This is a genomic window from Sphingobacterium sp. UDSM-2020 (genome assembly GCF_016132525.1).
Taxonomy (GTDB): domain Bacteria; phylum Bacteroidota; class Bacteroidia; order Sphingobacteriales; family Sphingobacteriaceae; genus Sphingobacterium; species Sphingobacterium anhuiense.
In genome coordinates, this window is sequence record NZ_CP066166.1 from 5,588,784 (window position 1) to 5,610,211 (window position 21,428).

The 21,428-nt window shown below is 35.0% G+C and carries 20 protein-coding genes; 5 read left to right on the forward strand and 15 right to left on the reverse strand.

Translation table 11 applies throughout. The annotated features are described in order from the left end of the window. The first annotated feature begins 21 nt into the window (after positions 1-21). Entirely contained in the window at positions 22-939 is a 918-nt protein-coding gene (fmt, locus tag JAZ75_RS23625) for a methionyl-tRNA formyltransferase (RefSeq protein WP_208698983.1), read from the forward strand. On the opposite strand, the gene JAZ75_RS23630 is transcribed toward fmt, so the two are convergent. After that, positions 936-1,217: a helix-turn-helix domain-containing protein gene (locus tag JAZ75_RS23630; protein WP_410528617.1), complete on the reverse strand. Its 282-nt coding sequence runs from the start codon at positions 1,215-1,217 to the stop codon at positions 936-938. The two genes, fmt and JAZ75_RS23630, sit on opposite strands and share 4 nt — an antisense overlap. Before the next feature lie 335 nt (positions 1,218-1,552). Here JAZ75_RS23630 and JAZ75_RS23635 point away from each other — a divergent pair, with 335 nt between their 5' ends. Further along, positions 1,553-2,413 carry an RNA polymerase sigma factor RpoD/SigA gene (locus JAZ75_RS23635; protein ID WP_021189489.1) on the forward strand — a complete coding sequence of 287 codons (861 nt, stop codon included), beginning with the start codon at positions 1,553-1,555 and terminating at the stop codon, positions 2,411-2,413. Positions 2,414-2,536: 123 nt separating this feature from the next. Here JAZ75_RS23635 and JAZ75_RS23640 read toward each other — a convergent pair whose 3' ends face one another. Next, the gene (locus tag JAZ75_RS23640; protein WP_156169556.1) at positions 2,537-2,704 is read right to left on the reverse strand and encodes a hypothetical protein; all 168 of its coding nucleotides are present in this window, start codon (positions 2,702-2,704) and stop codon (positions 2,537-2,539) included. Positions 2,705-3,000: 296 nt separating this feature from the next. Here JAZ75_RS23640 and JAZ75_RS23645 point away from each other — a divergent pair, with 296 nt between their 5' ends. Continuing rightward, positions 3,001-3,570: a hypothetical protein gene (locus tag JAZ75_RS23645; protein WP_208698985.1), complete on the forward strand. Its 570-nt coding sequence runs from the start codon at positions 3,001-3,003 to the stop codon at positions 3,568-3,570. 27 nt (positions 3,571-3,597) lie between these two features. On the opposite strand, the gene JAZ75_RS23650 is transcribed toward JAZ75_RS23645, so the two are convergent. From JAZ75_RS23650 to JAZ75_RS23670, 5 genes are all read right to left on the reverse strand, one after another. Further along, positions 3,598-4,548: a sensor histidine kinase gene (locus tag JAZ75_RS23650; RefSeq protein WP_208698987.1), complete on the reverse strand. Its 951-nt coding sequence runs from the start codon at positions 4,546-4,548 to the stop codon at positions 3,598-3,600. Between the two features lie 348 nt (positions 4,549-4,896). Next, on the reverse strand, positions 4,897-6,666 hold the full coding sequence (locus JAZ75_RS23655) for a RagB/SusD family nutrient uptake outer membrane protein (protein ID WP_208698989.1): 1,770 nt from the start codon (positions 6,664-6,666) through the stop codon (positions 4,897-4,899). Between the two features lie 11 nt (positions 6,667-6,677). Then, positions 6,678-10,001: a SusC/RagA family TonB-linked outer membrane protein gene (locus JAZ75_RS23660; RefSeq protein WP_208698991.1), complete on the reverse strand. Its 3,324-nt coding sequence runs from the start codon at positions 9,999-10,001 to the stop codon at positions 6,678-6,680. A gap of 23 nt (positions 10,002-10,024) precedes the next feature. Beyond that, the gene (locus tag JAZ75_RS23665) at positions 10,025-11,059 is read right to left on the reverse strand and encodes a FecR family protein (protein ID WP_208698994.1); all 1,035 of its coding nucleotides are present in this window, start codon (positions 11,057-11,059) and stop codon (positions 10,025-10,027) included. Between the two features lie 45 nt (positions 11,060-11,104). Then, the gene (locus tag JAZ75_RS23670) at positions 11,105-11,629 is read right to left on the reverse strand and encodes a sigma-70 family RNA polymerase sigma factor (protein ID WP_208698996.1); all 525 of its coding nucleotides are present in this window, start codon (positions 11,627-11,629) and stop codon (positions 11,105-11,107) included. A gap of 401 nt (positions 11,630-12,030) precedes the next feature. Between JAZ75_RS23670 and JAZ75_RS23675 the strand changes: the two genes are divergently transcribed. Then, positions 12,031-13,023, forward strand: coding sequence for a 2-hydroxyacid dehydrogenase (locus JAZ75_RS23675; RefSeq protein ID WP_021189481.1), 993 nt, complete (start codon positions 12,031-12,033; stop codon positions 13,021-13,023). Here the strand turns inward: JAZ75_RS23675 and bla are convergent. The 8 genes from bla to JAZ75_RS23715 form a co-directional block, all read right to left on the reverse strand. Further along, a complete protein-coding gene (bla, locus tag JAZ75_RS23680; RefSeq protein ID WP_208698997.1) occupies positions 13,018-13,926 on the reverse strand; it encodes a class A beta-lactamase, subclass A2 in 909 nt (302 codons plus the stop codon). The two genes, JAZ75_RS23675 and bla, sit on opposite strands and share 6 nt — an antisense overlap. Before the next feature lie 303 nt (positions 13,927-14,229). Then, positions 14,230-14,589, reverse strand: coding sequence for a DUF2200 domain-containing protein (locus tag JAZ75_RS23685; RefSeq protein WP_021189479.1), 360 nt, complete (start codon positions 14,587-14,589; stop codon positions 14,230-14,232). A gap of 22 nt (positions 14,590-14,611) precedes the next feature. Beyond that, entirely contained in the window at positions 14,612-14,998 is a 387-nt protein-coding gene (locus JAZ75_RS23690; protein ID WP_021189478.1) for a VOC family protein, read from the reverse strand. A 404-nt stretch (positions 14,999-15,402) separates the two neighbouring features. Further along, positions 15,403-16,056: a CatB-related O-acetyltransferase gene (locus JAZ75_RS23695; protein ID WP_208698999.1), complete on the reverse strand. Its 654-nt coding sequence runs from the start codon at positions 16,054-16,056 to the stop codon at positions 15,403-15,405. A 129-nt stretch (positions 16,057-16,185) separates the two neighbouring features. Next, entirely contained in the window at positions 16,186-17,034 is an 849-nt protein-coding gene (locus JAZ75_RS23700; protein WP_208699001.1) for an SDR family oxidoreductase, read from the reverse strand. Positions 17,035-17,081: 47 nt separating this feature from the next. Continuing rightward, positions 17,082-17,492, reverse strand: coding sequence for an Rrf2 family transcriptional regulator (locus JAZ75_RS23705; RefSeq protein WP_021189475.1), 411 nt, complete (start codon positions 17,490-17,492; stop codon positions 17,082-17,084). Between the two features lie 420 nt (positions 17,493-17,912). Then, positions 17,913-18,572 (reverse strand): DUF6266 family protein, encoded by a 660-nt coding sequence (locus tag JAZ75_RS23710; RefSeq protein WP_208699002.1) that lies wholly within the window; start codon positions 18,570-18,572, stop codon positions 17,913-17,915. 446 nt (positions 18,573-19,018) lie between these two features. Beyond that, the gene (locus JAZ75_RS23715; RefSeq protein ID WP_208699004.1) at positions 19,019-20,443 is read right to left on the reverse strand and encodes a PLP-dependent aminotransferase family protein; all 1,425 of its coding nucleotides are present in this window, start codon (positions 20,441-20,443) and stop codon (positions 19,019-19,021) included. Positions 20,444-20,534: 91 nt separating this feature from the next. On the opposite strand from JAZ75_RS23715, the gene JAZ75_RS23720 reads away from it, so the two are divergent. Then, a complete protein-coding gene (locus tag JAZ75_RS23720) occupies positions 20,535-21,425 on the forward strand; it encodes a DMT family transporter (protein ID WP_208699006.1) in 891 nt (296 codons plus the stop codon). Positions 21,426-21,428: the final 3 nt, after the last annotated feature.

Genomic DNA, 21,428 nt, shown 5'->3' on the forward strand with positions numbered 1-21,428 from the left:
AACAACAAAACATAGTCTATTATGCGCATCATATTCATGGGAACCCCGGACTTTGCCGTCGCTTCATTAGATGCACTTGTGCAATCTGGTGAAAATATTGTAGCTGTCATAACAGCACCTGACAAACCAGCAGGTCGAGGACAAAAACTTCATCAATCTGCAGTCAAAGTATATGCTGAGGCTCATAATATACCCGTATTACAACCTGTCAAATTAAAGGATGCTGATTTTCTAGAAGAATTGCGATCTTACCAAGCAGATTTACAAGTAGTCGTAGCATTCCGAATGCTACCAGAAGCTGTCTGGAAAATGCCTCCTTACGGCACGATCAATGTCCATGCATCGTTATTACCTCAGTATCGTGGCGCGGCACCAATTAACCATGCGATCATCAACGGGGAAGAAGTTACTGGAGTATCCACATTTTTATTGCAACATGAAATTGATACAGGAAGTATTTTACTATCTAAAGAAGTTACAATTGCACCAGATGACAATGCCGGAATTTTGCATGATAAACTGATGCATACAGGAGCTGAAATACTGCTCAAAACTATAGCAGGTTTAAAAAACAATACACTTACACCAAAAGCACAGAGCAACTTATTAGCGGAAAGTGAATTAAAACATGCGCCTAAAATATTTAAAGAAAACTGCCAAATTGACTGGAAAAAGGATGTCGACAGCATTTATAACTTGATTCGTGGCCTAAGCCCCTATCCAGCAGCCTTTACCAGCCTAGATAATAAAGTATTAAAACTATATACAGTATCCAAAGAATATGCAACCCCAGATATTGCACATGGAGATTATAAAACGGATGGAAAAACTTATCTTAAATTTGCAGGCAATAACGGCTATATCAGCGTAAAGCAATTACAGATTGAAGGTAAGAAAAAAATGGAAATCATTGACTTCTTAAGAGGGTACCGCTTTTAGTCGCTTTGCTCCTCCTCTTTTGTTACCTCAGCCGTATCCGCGACATATTCCATGATATCTGCTGGCTGGCAATGCAATGCATGACAGATAGAAGCCAAAGTATCCAAACGCAATGCTTTGGCTTTTTGATTTTTAATAATCGAAAGGTTTGACAGTGTGATGCCTACCCTAGCACTAAGCTCATTCAATGACATTTTGCGATCGCGCATTACTTTGTCTAAATGTATAATAATTGGCATAATCAAAATTATATGTTTATTGAAAAACATGTATTTCATAAAAAAGTTTTGGTCATCGAAAATTTAATTTCTTGTAGAATCAAATGTATCATTTTTTTTTAGAAATTTAGTTTTTCAATACTATTCTTAGTCGCAATTCCGTTACACAAGCAAAGCGCATTCATTACCAAATGATTACATATTTATTTAGAAGTTCAAACACTATTATGACCGAATTCAGTCATTTTGGAATAATTTTTGTTGCGTTATAAAGTAAATAAAATTCCTCATAATCAACAAGATATAATCACATATCAACAACAAATATTAAAATAATTCGTTTTTATTTTGTATTTTTGCAAACATTTCAGAGAAGAAAGGTATTAATATAATTAATGAGACAGCTCAAAATTACACAATCGATTACCAATCGTGAGTCACAGTCGTTAGACAAGTACTTACACGAAATTGGTAAAGTAGACTTAATTACAGCAGAAGAAGAAGTTGAATTAGCACAACGTATTCGCGAAGGTGACCAAGTTGCCTTGGAGAAATTGACTAAAACCAACTTGCGTTTCGTCGTATCTGTAGCAAAACAATATCAGAATCAAGGATTAACCTTAGGTGATTTAATCAACGAAGGTAACTTGGGCTTAATAAAAGCAGCTAAGCGTTTTGACGAAACAAAAGGTTTTAAATTTATCTCGTATGCGGTATGGTGGATTCGTCAATCAATCCTTCAAGCTATTGCAGAGCAATCTCGTATTGTGCGTTTACCTTTGAACCAGGTCGGTTCATTAAGTAAAATTAGTAAAGCATTCTCTAAATTAGAACAAGAGTATGAACGCGAGCCTTCACCAGAAGAATTAGCAGACATCCTTGAAACAACAGTCGATAAAGTTTCGGATACATTAAGTAACTCTGGAAGACATGTCTCTATGGACGCACCATTCGTGCAAGGGGAAGAAAATACCCTATTAGACGTATTAGAGAATCATGATCCAGATACAGATAGTTCCCTTATCGATGAATCTTTATCTGAGGAAATCAGACGTTCACTGTCAACGCTGACAGAGCGTGAAAGAGAAATAATTGTATTATTTTTCGGACTTGGATCAAACCACCAGTTATCCTTAGAAGAAATCGGTGAAAAATTCAATCTTACCCGCGAACGTGTCCGCCAGATCAAAGACAAAGCTTTACAACGCTTACGTCATACATCTCGTAGCAAGATCTTAAAATCTTATTTAGGTTAATAGTATTAACAGTATTTCTTAGATGCGCAGCCAAAAACTGCGCATTTTTTGTTCTATTAGACTAACACAGTCATTGCTACTCACTGTAAACGTACTGAACACCATCATTTAATTATATCCTATTTACTTATTTCTTTGACCAGGTGCAAATGGTTTCGCAGATTTGGCTCCAACAGCTTTCTTGGCTTGTCCGGGAGGTACTTTACCGCTATTTCCAGCGGTTCTTGTCGTGTAACAAGAAGTCAAAAATACCATACAAATAAGGGGCAATACTAAACAAATCTTTCTCATAATAATTACGTTTTCTTATAAAAGACTAATAACGTGCCAAATATACTTTTGCAGACATCCCAGCCCATAGAACACGATATAGTAATTTAAAAAATTATCCGATTAAAGATAATTCTCCCAACTTTTTAAATTGATCGATATGATCAAATTCATATTGCATTATTTTACTTGCTATTATTTATAAATTCTTTAAGAAATAGATAGCATATATAACTGAAATCAGGGATTTTGAAAATTATAAATTAGCACGATCTTTATAAAATATAAAACAGACAATTTTAACAATAAAAGCAAATATGCAACAAGCAGTTATCCTTTTTATAGTATCTATTTTTTTATACAGTTGTTCAAAGGAAACTACCGCATCTAAGATAATAACCATTAAAAAAGATTGGTCTGTATTAGACCTTGAATTTGAGAAATCCACAATTGAAGATTTTATTGTATTTGCATCATCAAAAAACATAGAATTTGAAAGAGATTCTTTATTCTCTTATAGTGAATACGATAGTATAGAATTTTCTAAAGATGACGATTATGAACAGAAAATTTGTTTTACAAACGAACAGCTTGGTTTAAAATTTATTTTCTCTCAACAAAATGAAGGTGAGGATAAGCAGAACGCTAATCATACTTTCGAAAAATATGAAATTTCAAATTTTTCAAAAGTTAAATTTGCAAATGGCCTATTACCAAAATTTCCATCAAAGGAACGTGATCGAATTTTCGTCAAAGATTCTTTATTAAACAGCATAGATTTGTATGAAGCCTACAGCAAGAATAATTACATTACTGCTGGAGTACAAAAAATAAATGACTCTATTTCTGAACTAAAAATAATTATTGGATCACAAAAAATAAATTAAACGAATAAAAACAGGAAAGAATCAAACCTAATTTTGTTCTTTAAAACCATTCATAAAGTTGCTATTTTCTTTATTTATAATTTCATCATCAAGAGCAGTAATCGTATGTATTGGAAAAGAAATAAAAACAATCGTCCCAACATTACTGATGTTTTCAAAATAAATTTTACCTCCTACCCGTTGGAGAAGATCCTTACATAATGAAACCCCAAGTCCTGCCCCTGTACCATTAACAGCTTTTCTATGATCCCAACTGTTTCTATTATTAAGCTTTTCAACAGTCGATTCTGGCATATTTATTCCTTCATTTTCTATATATAACAACAATTCATCTCCTTTGATCTCCGAAACCCCTAAAGTAATTTTACCGGCATATTTACAAAACTTGACGGCATTACTAACAATGTTCCTAATGACAAAAGAAAATATATCCCTGCTCATATACAAATAAACATCTTTAGGAAGACGCTCTTCTAAAGAAATATTATTTGACATTAAATCTTTTTGAAATAACAACAAGACATGCTGAATCTGTTGAGAAATATTAAACGTTTCCTTGTTTTCTAAGTTATCACGGAGCTGAGATTCTGCCCATAAAAGCACCTCATCCAACATATTTTGTGAATGAGAGAGTTCTGATCCTAATTGCATTAAAACTTGTTCCATATCAAGTTTTGACATAAGTGATAAGTCAACGGCATTCAACAACATACTCATTGAAACAAAAGGAGTTCTTAAATCGTGTGAAGCAATAGACAATACCTTGATCTTAAAAAGTTCGGAAGCCTTCAATTCTTCATTATACTTTTTAATTTGATCAGCCTGCTCTTCAAGTGCTATATTAGTACCTAAAAGTTTGACTTTTTCCCGCTTTAAAATGCGATTTTTCCGAATCAATTCATAGAGTAAAAATCCGATAATAATTTTACTCACAATAATCCCGGTTATCAGAATTGTAATAATTGTTTGACTTTCCATAATTTCTCACACCCTAATATCTTTCATGATCAAATAATTGATCAATAAAAATACCATTACATGAAGCACTTTTACAAAAAAAGATGTTTTGTGGTTTTTTAAAAAAATCTAAAAATACCTAACAAGTAAATATAAGTATTTTTGAGTTCCAAGTATGCTTCAATATCTATAACAATTTCTTAAATAGCATGAATTCAATAAAAAATACGAAAGGTCTTCTGTATTTATACAGAAGACCTTTGAGATGGTACATTAATAAATTCGAGTTCTCGACAGTAATTACTTTTTTTAAAGTACTATAATGAATATTTATTTTTACTATCGCTAAGCATATGATAAGACTTCATATTATTCTAGAGTAGGATTAAAAGTTCCACCCCAATCTTTATTCTGTGATATTTTAGGATTTTTATCAATCACAGATTGAGCTAATGGAAAAAAGTAATAAGTATCGGGTACAAGATTTACTTTATTTCCCGTATTTGGAACTTGTAAAACACTGTATTTAAACTGATTTTCCTTAAGCTGATAAGTTTTGGCAAGATTTGCGGCCTCATCCAAATCCATTTCAGCTCCATTACTAAGAATAGCAATAGCCTCTACACCATATTTGGTCGTATTATTAAGTATATTCAATTTTCGAGTTCTTCTCAGATCCCAGAAACGGTGTCCTTCAAAACAAAACTCAATATTCCGTTCTGCCAAAATTGCATCTCTCATCTGAGTACGGTCAATAGCGGTAATACCGTAATTTCCGTCACTTCCTGCTTCAATACCTGCACGCATCCTGATCTGTTTTAGAATTGTTAATGCGGTATTAAAATCCCCGGTTTCGTTTGCAGTTTCAGCATAGTTGATCATAACCTCCGCAAATCTCATCAGTACAAAATCCACATCATATTGAGTTTCTACTTCTGTTTGCTTCAGCGATAACTTTGAATTTTTAAGTATAAAAAATCCACTATATCGATTCAGATTTTCTGATGGTGTTTTAGCCTTAGGATTAATACCAAAGTTATCCAGATCTGCGGCTATACCCACAGAGGTATATTGACGTTTCCCTGATTTCCCAGAAACTTCGTAAATCTTGCCATTCCATACAATAGATTTGTCGAACCGAGGATCTCTATTTTCCCAATAAGATTGTAAAAACTGCTCATTCGTTTTAAAATACTTACCTGTCGGATCTGAGAAAGCCTTACCATCTTTCATGGGAAATGACTTGACAAAATCCCATGTTGGAACTGCACCTGCTGCGCCTCTACTTTCAGAACCCGGACGCACTCCATTATCCCAACTCGCCACTTTATTCGGATACGAATTGATTACAGCAAAAACAACTTCAGATCCCTTCTCCTGCAAAGCAATGTTAGCATAGTCTGGAGTCAAATTATATCCATCAGCCTTTAACTTATCATAGGCAGCTTTATTTGCAGCATGCGCTTCTGCCCAATACACATTATTATAAGGGTTAGTTGGATTAAATTGAGGGGAAGCCTTGTACAATAAAACCTTAGCTTTAAAAGATAGTGCAAAATTCCCATCGATTCTACCATAATCTCCTGAACTTTTGGCAATCATAGGCGGCAATAAGGCAATTGCCTGATCTAGATCTTTTATCATTAAATCAAAACATTCCTTCGTTGTGTTACGAGGTGTTTCTAAATCATCTTTCTCCAAATCCTGCGGTACAGTAATATAGGGTACACCACCATGATATCGAACCATATTAAAATACATATATGCTCTCATAAATAAAGCTTGCCCAAGAACAGCATTTTTTACATCTGCATTTAATCCTGCACTTTCGGTTACTTTTTGAATTGCAGTATTAATTCTACGGATAGTGGTATAATCCCAAGATTTATAAGCGGCATTGTTAACTGTGATAGCATCCAAAGGAAAAGATATGCCCATTAACTGCTCTGAATTGGCATCCGCTGAAGCATTCCAATTTCCAAACATGGGATAAAGATTCGTTATATAGGCATTCACAAGATTCGGATCGTTCCATACCTTGCTTTCGTCAAGTGAATTAAGATCTTCAATATCTAACACATTTTTACAAGACGCTACTGTAACTAAAAGTGTTATTAGGGTATAAAATATCGTTTTCATAGTTTTTTCAATTAAAATTTAACATCCAAACCCAAGGTAAATGTTTTCATAACAGGATAGGAATCATACATTTTCTGTTCCGGGTCATGAAACTCGGTCATAGGAGAAAGCACAAATAGGTTTGTTCCATTAAAGAATACATTCACACTGTTTATTTTCATCGACTTTGTAATTGACTGCGGTAAACTATAGGATATATTTAAATCTCTTAGGCGCAAATATGCACCATTACGAATCCAAAAACTCGAAGCACCTGTTCCCGACTCCTGCCAGTTGGAACCCACTACTCTCGGATAATCTGCCTGTGGATTATCTGCTGTCCAAACATCGCCTGCCCAGATAGGATAATACGGTCGAAAAGTACCGCCATGCTGACGAATTCCCCCACCTTCCAAATTACTTATAACACGATCATATGCCAGTACACCTTGCAATAAAGCTGAAACAGAAAAACCTTTCCAGTTTGCATTTAGCCCAAAACCGTAATTGATGCGTGGAGTATTATTTTCGGAAAGCAACGTCAGATCATTATCATCGATCTTACCATCTGGGCTTTCAGAATAATTAGCTCCACGAATATCTTTGTACAAAATCATACCTAAGTATGGATCACGACCATATGTTTTAAACCCACTGCTCTTCAGTGCATCTAATTGCTCCTGTGTTCTAACAAGATCCACAGCTTCAAAGCCGATGATTCGATTTTCAGGTCTTCCTATTCGAGATTCGAAATTGCGCGTTCCCCCCACAGCAAATGCAGGCTCTTCATCATAGACATCCCAACGATCTTTTGCATACCCCATATTAGCTGTGATTCCATAACCTACTTCACCCACACGATCATTCCAATTAACAGATACCTCTCCACCTTTATAACTTCGAGCAGCATAGTTTTCCGGAGCCAATGACCGTCCATAATTATCAGGAATTTTCAAAGTACGCCGTCCTAAAATATCTGTTTCCTTACGATTAAACACATCTATTGAGCCACTTAGTTTATTATTTACAAAACCAAAATCCAAACCGATATTAACACTTTTGGATGTCGTCCAAGTCAGGTTCTGTGTAGGTGTATCACCATAGGCAATACCATTATAGTAACGATCACCAAACATGTAGCCACCCGCAGGCCTATATTTTTCCTGATACAAAAATTGCCCGATCCTTTGCGCATTAACATCAAGATCATTCCCTGTTGTTCCATATGAAGCTCTTAACTTTAGATCACTCACCGTATTTTTAATATCTAAGAAAAACTGTTCTTCCGACACACGCCAAGCAGCTGACATGGATGGAAAAAATCCCCACCGTTTATCACCGGGGAATAAGGGCGAACCATCATATCTAAATGAAAATTCAGCGATATATTTATCTGCGTAGTTATAATTTGCACGTCCGATAAATCCCCTTCTAGAATTAATAGTTTCATACGCATCAGTAGCTCTAAAATTACGATCCGTCGGGTAAATAAACATTTGATCAATACTAACAATTGGATTTTCAGCACGGGATGTTACATAGGTTCCACCAGCTTTAAATTGTTCATAGACCAACAACGCATCAATGGCATGTTTATTAAATTTACGGTTATAATTCAAAAACCAGTTGACCTGATATTCCCACTCCCGCTGAGGAGAATAATCCATAAAAGGCTGTGCCTGACTAAAAGTAAAAATATTCACTTTGTCTTCGGAAGGTGGTGCAGGTATAAACCTATTTCCATCCGGATTCAGAGAAGTAAATGTATAGTTCTTTTGGAAGGTCATAAATCTTTTACGCATATAATCTTCAGCGAGATAGCTACCTACAACTTTTGTAGACAAGCCCTCTATGAGTTTATCCAACTTATAATTCAACGTCATGATTGGGTTTACCTGACGAACTTTACGATCGATATATCGATTCCCAACTACTTGGTCAATCACATTCCAGGCTTGCCAGCTCCCCATGGGTGTCTGAACAGGATATGCTGTTGGAGAATTACTTGGAGATCCATCTGCGTTTAAATAAAACGGATACATTTTAGGCCAATTGAATGTTACGCGATAAAAATCTGACACATCAAAATCATCATCATTAGCGGAAGTACTAAATGGCCAATAAAAACGTTTCGAATTGATTTGATTGGCCGAGATATTAACATCAATCGTAAAATCATCCGTAATCTTGGCACTCACATTACTCCTTAAATTGAATTTTTCATGATCCAATGATTTGTAAGATCCATTTTCTTTACGATAACTGACTAAATTATAATAAGTAATTCGGTCTCCACCACCCGACACTGAGATCGATTGTCTGTGACTAAAAGGGTTTCTCCAGATATTATCATTAACACTATAGTCCTTATCCTTGAAATAATCAAACTCAGCCTGTCCATTAGGTGCTACCCATGGTTCTGTTCTAGAGCCATTTTCCCAAAGAAATTGAGATACCCGATTTTGATAAGTCAGTTCATCAGCCGCAGTCGTAATATCTGCTAAAAGCGTTTGAGTAGGAGCACCAAAACTATAATTACTTTGCACATTAAATACAGGCTCCTGAGCTGATCCCTTTTTAGTTGTGACAACCACAACACCGTTACCCGCTCTTGTCCCGTAGACCGCAGCTGTTGCGGCATCTTTCAAAAAACTCATCTGATCCACTTCATTGGCTTCCAAAGCATCGAATGCCGCTTTATCCCGTACAATTCCGTCAATCACATATAAAGGTTCTGCAAAACTACCACGAATGCGTAGACTTGAGGAAGCTCCCGCCATACCCGAAGTATTCGTAACATTTATACCTGCGGCACGTCCAGCTAAGGCATTAGAAAGGTTAGAAGGCGAAATATTCTTTAATTGTTCGGCATTGACCGAAGCCACTGAACCTGTAATATTTGCTTTTTTTTGCTTTCCATAACCAACTACTACAACCTCTTCTAAACTTTCCTGTTCTTGCTCTAGAGCAACAGTAATAGCAACTTTATCTTTTGAATCAATATTATAGTTACTAAGTACTTTGGTCTTGAAGCCTACAAAACTGATTTTAATTTCGTATCCCTGCCCCTCTGGAATACGGTCAAACGAAAAAGTTCCTGCTGCATTCGTCGTATTCATCTGTTTATACTTCGTAGACAGATTTTCAATACTTACAGTAGCGCCACTGATGGGATTATTACTTCCATCCCTGACAACTCCACTTACAGAAGCTGTTGACTGCCCGTACCCCACATGAAATCCCATACTCAGTAATCCCAACATTCCGAGTCGAAGGGGCCAGTTAGTACGTGGACTTTTAAATCGAAGTAGCAGCACAGTTTGAAACTGATGCTTTTTAGATAAAAAGTTGCTCATAATTTGTTTGGTTTAATTGTTTATTATTGTGGATTGATGTAATTTATACCGGCATGATGTAGGTAGTTAATTTCTCTGATAATTTCTTCAAAGACATTCGTTTTATTCGTAAAAGTTCCGCTGTAAAATTTATTACTGATCAATGATTTATCGTATTGCAACTTGATGTCATAGTTTTGCATCAGAATTGTCAAAACATCCTCTAGGGCTATATTTTTAAACTGTATGATCTGGTTATTTTGAAGAAAATGACCACCTCGATCTGTTCCTATTGTATGAGTCTTTATCTCTTCGACAACCTTTAATTCACGATGATCCAAGGTAATCTCTTCGTGTGGCAAAAAGGTCCGCACTAATTCTTTCCCTCTCTGATGATCCACAGCTTTCACCTCTATTTTACCTTCCATCAATTTGATCTGCGTTTGAGTAGATCGCAATTCATCAACACTAAAAACCGTTCCTAAAGCTGTAGTGACGACACCGGTGGAATGTACACGAAATGGCTTGGATTTATCTTTGGCAACCTCAAATTTTGCTTTCCCCTTCAGGTACAGCACTCTCTCCTGCTGGATACTAAAATCTTCAGCATATTTGATTTCAGACTGCGGATAAAGTGTAATAACAGATCCGTCACTAGCCGTTAATAACATATTGTCATTGCCTGAATTTATGTAATATAGATTACTTATCTCTTCAGTCTGATCTTCAATAACAGCTATTTTCCTAACCTCTGGCGCAGGCTGATTTAAAAATGGATTTAAGCTCACATAAAACCCAAGAATAAAAACAATTACAGCAGCCGCAGCAGATACAATGCGAACTAATTTCCTGTTATATTTTAAAACATTTTGCTTTTTAGCAAAAGCGAATATTTTATCCTTGATTTCCTGCTGATTGGGATAATCTAAATTTTCGTCGGTAAGATCCCATTCTTCTTTAGACAATAGCTGATCAAGAGATTCTCCCAAATGTGCTATGTAATCTTCCAGATAAGCAGCCTCTTCAGCCGAACATTGATTCTTTAGGTATCGATTGATAAGTTCTCTCGTAATCTTCATATAATAAGAATACGGTAGAAACGTCACTTACCCCCAAGCCGATTTTTAAAAAAATAAATGAACGATAAACACAAACATCTTTTTCAAAACTTTTAATGCCAAAGCGATATGATTTTCAACGGTTTTGGGTGTAATCGACAATCTTTCTGCGATCTCTTTATAAGTCAAATTTTCGAACCTGCTCATCATGAACACCTTTCTTCTAGATTCTGGCATTCTTGACACGATGTCCTCATACCGTTCATTCAGTTCCTTTAAGCGATATAACTCTGACGGTGTGGGAACTTGATCAGTTTCAACTTTTATATGCAATAGATCCTGCCTCTTCCTTTCTTCCTTCACAATATCCAAAAGTGTGGTACGAGCGATGCAAAATAGTTGAGCTTCTATTTCTACATGCACTTTCTTTTGAAAAATATTATTCCAAAGCTTGATAAATACACGTTGTACAGTTTCTTCGGCAATATAAGTGGAAGAAGTCTTGCTTAAAGCATATTGATAGACTTTTCGGTTCCATTTTTCATAAATACGCTCAAATTCTGCGGTAGAGATCAAGGTTTGGTTAGACATATCTTAGGTTAGTGCCGAAACTAAGATAGCTATTAATACCAATTATTCATAATTATGTTACAATTGATTAAAAACAAATAAAATCATACACTAAACAGAGTTGTAACGGCTAATAAATTTTATTCAAACCATTATTTAAAGAATTTAGAACCATAAAACATCTAAATGAATCAATTTAATCGCCTTTTAGAATAAAATAAAGATCAATAATTGAATATATATGTATCCATAGAAAAAAATATTCAAATTACATTTTCAATAACAAAGAAACGTAAACATATACTTACGAATTTTTAAAAAGTATCGATTGAAAAGGAAATTGATAGTAGTAGTGACATTTAACTTAATGAAATCATTGTAGATACTAGCAAATTTACTTAAGTTTATATAAAATATATGTTATGAAAATAGCCTTCTTTTCAACCAAGCCATACGATCGAGAATTCTTCGAAAAAGAAAATGAAAAATATGGTTTTGAACTTCATTTTTTTGAAACACATCTAGGACCTCATATCGTAAATGCAATTGAAAATGAAGATGCAGTATGCGTTTTTGTAAATGACAAACTAAATAGAAATGTCATTGAAACTCTTGCAAAAAAAGGAGTTAAGTACATTGCTTTGAGATGCGCGGGATTCAATAATGTTGATTTACAAGCTGCTAAAGATTTTGATATTCAAGTTTGCCGTGTCCCTGCTTATTCACCAGAAGCTGTAGCAGAACACGCAATGGCTATGCTATTGACCTTAAACAGAAAAACTCATAAGGCTTATAATCGTGTGCGTGAACAAAACTTTGCATTAAACGGTTTATTGGGATTCAATCTCTACCAAAAGAAAATTGGTGTGGTCGGAACCGGTAAAATAGGAAAAGCATTTGTTAAAATAGCGCTGGGATTCGGAGCAGAGGTTATTGCGTATGATTTATACCCTGATGAAACGTTGATTAACCTAGGTGTAAAATATGTCGCATTGGAAACACTCTTTATGGAATCTGATATCATATCGCTGCACTGCCCTCTTACAGCAGACAACCATTATCTAATTAACAAAGAATCTATTGATAAAATGAAATATGGTGTCACAATAATCAATACTAGCAGAGGTAATCTGATTAATACCAATGATGCAATACAAGCATTAAAAACTAAAAAGATAGGCCTTCTTGGTATTGATGTATATGAGCAGGAAGAGAAACTTTTCTTTAAAGATTTATCGGCAACAATTATTGACGATGACACCATTCAATTGTTATTGAGCTTCCCTAATGTTTTGGTTACTGCCCATCAGGCTTTTTTCACAGAGGAGGCATTAGAACAAATATCTCAAAGAACACTGAAAAGTATTGATGATCTGATAAAAAAAGGAACAACTGATCCAGAAGTATTACTATAATTGATTAGCTCCTGTAAAAAAATCCCAAGCCGCTTTAGCTATATCTGAAATAATACGTTCGTTCGTTTCCTGATTTTCTTTCGAATGGGTTACAAAGACACTGATCACAAAGTACTCACCGCTTGGAAGTAAAACAACTCCAACATCATTGAGTGCAGCCGTTATTCCAGTTTTCTTATTAGTTCCAGATGAGCCAGTCTTATGTGCTACAACTGTTTGATCAGGAAGTTGTCCTTTCAATTGTTTAAGACCTGTATTAGTAGACTTCATAGTTGTCCACAAAAAATCATACATCGGCATCGAAAGCAAATTATTCTTATTCACATAATAGGTCTGCAAAATTCGATTCATTTCTTTGGGTGTTGACCAGTTCAAAAACTGTTTATCCCAATTACTTTGCATCGTCTTTTCATTAATTTTAATCGATATATCCTTAAATCCTTTTTTTGCGAAATAGCTTTCTACAACCTGAGGTCCGCCGAGAAGTTTTAAAAGAACATCACATCCTACATTGTCACTTAAAGTGATTGTATATTCCAGAATTTCCTTTATCGTAAGCGTTGTTCCGGTAGGATATTTTTCCCGAATTGGACTCCAAATTTCTGGTGTAAGATCACGCTTTGTAATTTCTATCTTTTGATCAAGTTTAAAATTACCCTTATCGATTTCTGTTAACATGACAATCGCCAATGGAAATTTAAAAACACTTTGCATAGGAAGTCGTCTATCGGCATTTACACCCAATGTATCACTATGATTAATGCCGTTTATTGCTACACCAACAACAGCATCTTTGTTCTGCATGATCTGCTGAATATTTTTTCTTAACCCCTCTATACTTTGTGCATGAGCAGTTATAGTAAATAGTAATGAAAAGAATGCAATTTGTAAGAGTTTTCCCATGAGATTTAAATCATTTATGTTCTGATATTTTAGGAAGAATAGATAACAGTTAACCTATCTATATATCCTCATTCATTTTGATTGCTTACTATTAATAATAGTAAGCAATCACAGTCGGTCGACCAACTGTAAAGTTAAAATTATTTTTTACTAATCACTGTTAACATCAAGTCAGGTTATTAAAAAAAATAAGCCGTCTACACGAATGCAAACGGCTTTACTTATTATATATTGAGTTAGCTTCAATAAAATAAAGAAACAACCATCATTTACAACAATCTAATATACAAATAATTAACAAACTCATCGCAAAATTTTCTCCATTTTTTTTCCTTTTGCTAATTCATCTATGATCTTATCAAGATATCTAGCTTTCTGTGTTAGAGGATTTATAATTTCCTCTACACGATAACCACAGATTACACCAGTAATAAGACTGGCATTAACGTTAAGATGTGCATTTTCAAAGAATGTTTCAAAATTTACTTTCTGATCAATTTGATCCTGCAATTGTTGTTCATCAAAACCGGTTAACCATTTTATAACCTGATGCAGCTCCTCTTTTGTCCTGCCTTTCTTTTCAACTTTTTCGAGATAATGAGGATAAACCGATGCAAATATCATTTTTGCTATTCGTTCATCATGTCCAGCGGTACTTTTCATACTATTATTTTATTTGACGATGCTATTCCAGATCCCCAATTGGTTCCCAGAGTTCAATGATATTACCTTCAGGATCTAATACATGAATAAATTTTCCATAATCATACTCCGAAATTTCATCTACGATAGTGACATTATCTTTTTTTAATTCCTCAACCAGCGCAACAAGGTTTTCGACACGGTAATTGATCATAAAGGGCTTTACAGAAGGATTAAAATATTCAGATTCATGAGGAAATGTACACCATGCTGTTGACCCCTTAACCGATGGATCATCAAGGTCGCGCCATTTAAAAGTTGCTCCATATTCACCAGCTTCCAAACCTAGATTTTTGGCATACCAGTCGTTCATCTTTTGAGGATCCTTGCATTTAAAAAACACACCTCCAAGCCCAGTTACTTTTTTCATATTTAGGATTTCAATTAGTGATAAAATGCTAGAAATTATCCCTCATTTTATTAGAATAAATATACGAAAAAATAGGTCCAATAATTATGTTTCGTACTATTTCTTTACTTAGATTGATCTCCGTAATTTATTGCAAGTTGCATACTGCTAGCTCATATTCGTAATTATAAACATTTTTCCATTCTTAAAATATATCCAATAAGTTCTATACTTCAATTTTGAGCAATATAAAGATGAGCACCTAGAAGTTTTATTTAATGCTATCACCAACTATAACCACTTGTTGCAAGAGAATCATTTTTTTAAGAAAAATGAATTCTTACAAATTATGTTAACGCTACAAGAAAATAACCTCAAAAAAAACAAATAATCTATAATTTCTCAAATTATTTTTAAACTACATATCACAGGGAGGCTTCATATTTGCATGCTTCCTCTATCAATCGTTCTATATCGTTTCCACATATAAATGACTGTAAATGTTTAAATTTCGCCTCATCCCAATCATAAATTTTTAAATCAAGCAATGAAGTAATCGTATCCGATTGAAATCTAAACTTAATATGCTTTGCCGGATTGCCAGCAACCACACTATAAGGCGCAACATCTTTTGTAACAACAGCTCCTGAAGCAATAATAGCACCCTCTCCAATCTGAATACCCGGAAGAATCATAGCACGCATCCCTATCCAAACACCATCACCAATTACAGTATCTCCTTTACTTTGATACGATTCTACGATAGATTCAACAAAAGGATATAAACTAAACCAATCAGAACGATGAGTATTATTTCCCCCCATCAATATTACAGCTTCAGCTGCAATACACACATACGAACCAATATATAACTGATCTATTACCCAGGCAGGTTCCCATTGATTTAGACTGTACACATCTCCATACAAATAACGAACTACACATTCTTCAAAATTTCCAGTCCAGGCGTTACTGTAATAACTTGTGTTGCCCTTAATATGAATATTGGGATTGGTATGAGTTTCGTGCAAATATTCAACACGGGACCAATGCTTAATCTGATCTTGTTTTGTACTCATTCTAGAATCTTTTTATGCAATTTATAAAATATTCTCAAATAGGGTACGATATGAATATGATATAGGAAGTAGTTCTCAAAAAAAAGGAGTATCAATAATGATACTCCTTTTAAAGAAATATGTTAAATTTTATCCTGCTAAAGCTGCTTTGACAGCAGTAGTCAGCGAAGTTGTTGGACGACCGATCAAAGTAGATAACTGTTTTTCATCATCATACAAATCACCATTTGCAGCTCCTTTATCAAAACTTGCGATAGCAGTTGCTAATCCTTCAGGTAAACCTGCTTCTATTAAAGCTTTCGCATAATCGGACTCACTTAAATTTTTATATGGAATAACTTTCCCGGTTTGAATTGAAATCTCTTCAGCTAACTCCGCTAAGGTGTAAGCATAGTCACCTGCTAACTCGTATATCTTATTTTGTTGATCTGCACTGGTTAAAATAACCGCTGCCGCTTCAGCATAATCAGCTCTCGTTGCAGATGATATTTTCCCCTCTCCTGCACTACCAAATAATGCACCATTTTGTAAGGCTGTAGGAACAGAAGCGGTATAGTTTTCAGTATACCATCCATTACGCAAAATAGTGAATGGCACACCCGATGATTTCAGAGTTTCCTCCGTTAATAGATGTTCATTTGCCAACACCAATGAAGATGTATCAGCATGTAGAAGGCTGGTATAAACAATCCATTCTACTCCCGCCTCTTTGGCCGCCTTGATAACGTTTTCATGTTGCGCCTGACGTTGTCCAATTTCATTTCCTGATATCAATAATAAATAATTAATTCCTTTCAATGACTCAACCAAAGTATCCGGTTTATTATAATCAAATAAGCGTGCTTCGACACCTAAGTCACCAGCTTTTTGAGTGTCACGCGCTAATGCAACTAAATTGTTGCTTGCAGTCTTTTCTTTTAATTTTCCCACTACCAGACGTCCTAGATGTCCAGTAGCACCTGTAATTCCTATTTTCATAAATCCTATATTGTAATAAATTTTGTTACATTTAAAAGCAAAAAAAACTAACGAAATTTCTTCGCGAAATTTTCCAATGTCAGCCCTTTTAAAGAATTAATCACCAACTGATCGGTATCAGAATAAAGCTGATCTAACTCCTTATTAATCTGTTTACCAACTGGACATTGCGGATTCGTATTCAAATTCTTTTTACCTAGCACTTCCGTATTCTTCACTGCCACATAGATATCTGCCAATGAAATTTGGCTACTTGGCTTATTTAATCGAGAACCTCCCTCTTTGCCCTTACGTCCTATGACAAACCCTGCATCTTGCAATGCACTTAGTTCTTTCCGCACCATCGCAGCATTCGTGTTAATACTACCTGCAATCCAATCCGAGTTCACCCAATTTTCTCCACTATCAGCCAGCAATGTTAATATATGTATAGCTGTTGAAAATCTTGTATTATTCATATCACCAACAAAGTTAGGAATATTTTTTATATTGTAACAAATTTTATTACAATTGAATTTGAAATGACAATTCCACGGAAAAAATCATAAAAATAGCATGAGATCCACAACAAGACTTAGGCCTAGATTATCGTAATGAAATATTATTAGAGATAACCCGTTGTGCATTTTAAATAGTGCTAATTTTTAAATTATTGATATTACTCTTAAAACTCCCAATATTCTTTCGTAATTTGCGAATAGGTTGTTCATTCTAAATCGTTTTGTCGTAAAAACAATTTACTGATTATCAGAGTAATGAATAACTTCTTTATAGCCCTAAATCATAATGCACAACGGGTTTCTTTAATTTATTAAATCTGTTTCAAAGGTCGTACCTCCAGTTTACATTCACCCTGGAATAATGACACCTGATACCGCTCAAACCTTTATCTTACCCAAGTGCATACTGTCTGTATTACCACCACCATAGCTCTCTACAAAAAAGATAAACACTTCATACGTCACTTCCTTTTTATGTTTCGGAATTTTAACATTTTGTTTGCCAGATATTAAGCTGTCTTTCGAGTCGTTCATCAAAAGTGGATATTCCCCCCCATTATCTTCTGCATTATACAGGATTAAAAAGGAATCGTAAGACCTGGTGTTAAACTTCTTCTCCAGATAGACATCATATTCCCAAGTAACCCGAATCACTTGATTTTCTTGATCGAAATCCATCGTATAGGAAGTGATGGGATTCGGGCTTCCTTTGGCAATCATAAATTTCTGCCAGTCAACTACAAAATCGTCTTCTTTCTGAATAAGTGCTTCGTTCAAATTATAAGACATCGCCACATCATATGCCCGCTTAGGATAGCTGTATGCTTTATAACCAATATTGATAATGGGATTTAACATACTAATATGCGACCTCACAATTTTGAAGCGTGTTCTACTGAGCAGTTGCTCAGGTGTAGGTGCCCGTTTTTTAACGCGAGGGAGAGAACGCACATAATTTCCTGTTTTCGTTAAGACAAACACAACAGAACCTGCTTTCCCGGAAACAGTCCCATTAACGCCATTTTTGATGATTGCCATAATTACATGATTAGTTTATAGATAATTAAGATAAATATTAAAACGGAAACATCCTAATACCAGATTTTAATTAATAGCAATTTTTAATCAATTTTTAGACAGTAATCAGTCAATATTTATACAGTCTACACTGAGTGATCACTGAGCAAGTACTGAACAAACACTGAACAAATAATGTTAAAAGTTATAATTTGGTAATCATCTGATCTTCGTTTGCTGCACCTAAAATTAAAGAGAGGAACCTCCGGTTGTGTAACAAAAATATTCTGGCTGAAACTCATTGCACTTAGTAAAACTGATGAAATGGAAGAAATAGGCATGAGCCTGCTCCGGCTCGCATAAAAAAAAAGTTTACTGATTATCAGAGTAATGAGCAACTTATTTATCTTATTTATAGCCCTATATCATAATGCACAACGGGTTAGCGATATATTAAATCAAACTATTTATATTTTTTTATCAAGAATTTTGGCAAAATTACCCAGTTGTTTCAGTTTAAATTGCAATTCGTTGTTCCAAGGAAGTCCATAACAAAGCCTCATACAGTTATTATATTGATCTTGGAGGGTAAACATCCGGCCTGGTGCAATACTTATATTGTGTTTAAGTGCAAATTCGTACAGTTCGGCCGTATCTATATTTTCATTAAACTCAACCCATAATGCAAGTCCTCCCTGTGGACGACTTATTTTAGTTCCTTCCGGAAAATATGAAGCGATAGTATGGGCATAATGCTGAAAGTTGTCGGATAGTGTACTTCGAAGATGTCTAAGATGATTGTCGTACCGTCCAGATTTTAAAAAGTTTCCTACAGCTTCGTGAACCACAGATGTTGAAGATATAGCATGTACGAGTTTTAACTTTAAAATCTGCTCTTTATACTTGCCCGGAGCAATCCAACCTACCCGATAACCTGGTGCCAAAGTCTTTGAAATAGAACTGCACCAAAGCACATTTCCTTCTGTATCATAAGATTTACAGCATTTTGGTCTTGTAGAACCAAAATACAAATCTCCATATACATCATCCTCTATTATTGGAATATGATGCTTTGCTAATAAATGAACAATTTCATTTTTATTACTATCGGGAATACAGCTTCCCAACGGGGTATTATAATTTGGTACTAAGAGACATACATGAATAACTGGTATTATTTTTTTTAAAGATTCGATATCAATTCCTGTAATCGGATGGGTTGCCACTTCAATAACTTGTAATCCTAGACTTATAGCAAGCTGTAAAATACCAGGATAACAGGGGCTTTCTAATGCTAAAGTATCACCCGGTTTAGTTAATGCCATTAAACATAAAGATAAAGCATGCATACCTCCATTAGTCGTTACCAAATCACTTTCTTCTAACTTCCCTCCCCATGCTAATGATCGGACAGCAATCATTCTTCGTAATTTTGAATTTCCTTCTATTGGTTCATATTCAGTTCCACCTTCCTTTAACGCCCTTGTAGCGAGAATAAGTTCTTTTTTCAATTTTGCTAATGGCAACAAATTACCAGAAGGAATACCAATAGAGAATAGTGTCAGATCTGATTTTCCCATATTTGCATATACACGACTAATAAGTTCCTTTGGCTCGACATTGCCAATGCCTAGTGAAGTTTTACTTACTTCCGTTAATGGAATCTTTAGGTAAGGCGCCGGATTAACAAAATAACCCGACTGAGGCTTGGATTGAATAAGAGACTGTGCTTCTAATTCAAGAAATACACGTTTGACAGTATTCACACTTACTCCTTGCTCTTGACTGAATGTTCGGATTGATGGCAGGCGATCACCAGGTTGCAATAAGCCACTTTTAATTTGACTACTGATTTTACGAGCAATTTCATCGTATAAAAAATCTCTTTTCATAATATAAATATAACTGTATCCATTAAATAAATCAAAACTGATACTGTGCTCATAAATAATGTTCATGTACTTTTGATCAAATAAAAATTTAATGAGAAAAACAGCTATAAATTATGAAACAAAGATTCGATCTAACGGTTGGATTAATGGCATTATAGGCGTATTATTATTCAGTGGCTCTCTGCCTGCAACAAGAATTGCGGTATTAGATTTAAATCCTATATTTCTAACAGTTTCCCGTGCCACAATTGCTGGGTTACTTGCTTTAGGCGCATTAATAATTTTTAAAGAGAGAAAACCTACACAAAAACAAATTATTCCTTTGTTTATAGTTGCAATCGGTGTTGTAATTGGTTTCCCTCTTTTAAGCGCTTTAGCACTACAATATCTTACATCCGCAGATTCACTTGTATTTTTAGGACTACTTCCACTTGCAACCGCTAGTTTTGGCGTGCTTCGAGGTGGTGAAAGGCCGAAACCTTTATTCTGGTTATTCTCAATAATAGGTAGCCTTTTTATCATAGGTTATGCTATTGCACAAGGAATAACAACCTCACCACTTGGTAATTCACTGATGTTAGTTGCCGTGATACTGTGTGGATTAGGATATGCAGAAGGGGCGAAACTCTCAAAAACATTGGGGGGCTGGCAAGTAATTTCCTGGGCGCTAGTCTTATCACTGCCATTTATGATACCCCTAGTATTTTTTTACAGACCACTATCATTTGCAAACGTAGATATAAAGGCATGGTTCGGGCTAGCATACGTCTCTATTTTTAGCATGTTTATAGCTTTCATATTTTGGTATAAAGGATTAGCTCAAGGAGGAATTGCATCTATTGGACAGTTACAATTACTTCAACCGTTTCTTGGACTAGCGGTAGCATCAATTTTTTTGAATGAAAAAGTAAGTCTTAATATGATAGGAATAACGATGGCTGTCATACTCTGCGTTGCAGGATCAAAAAAATATGCTAAATAATAA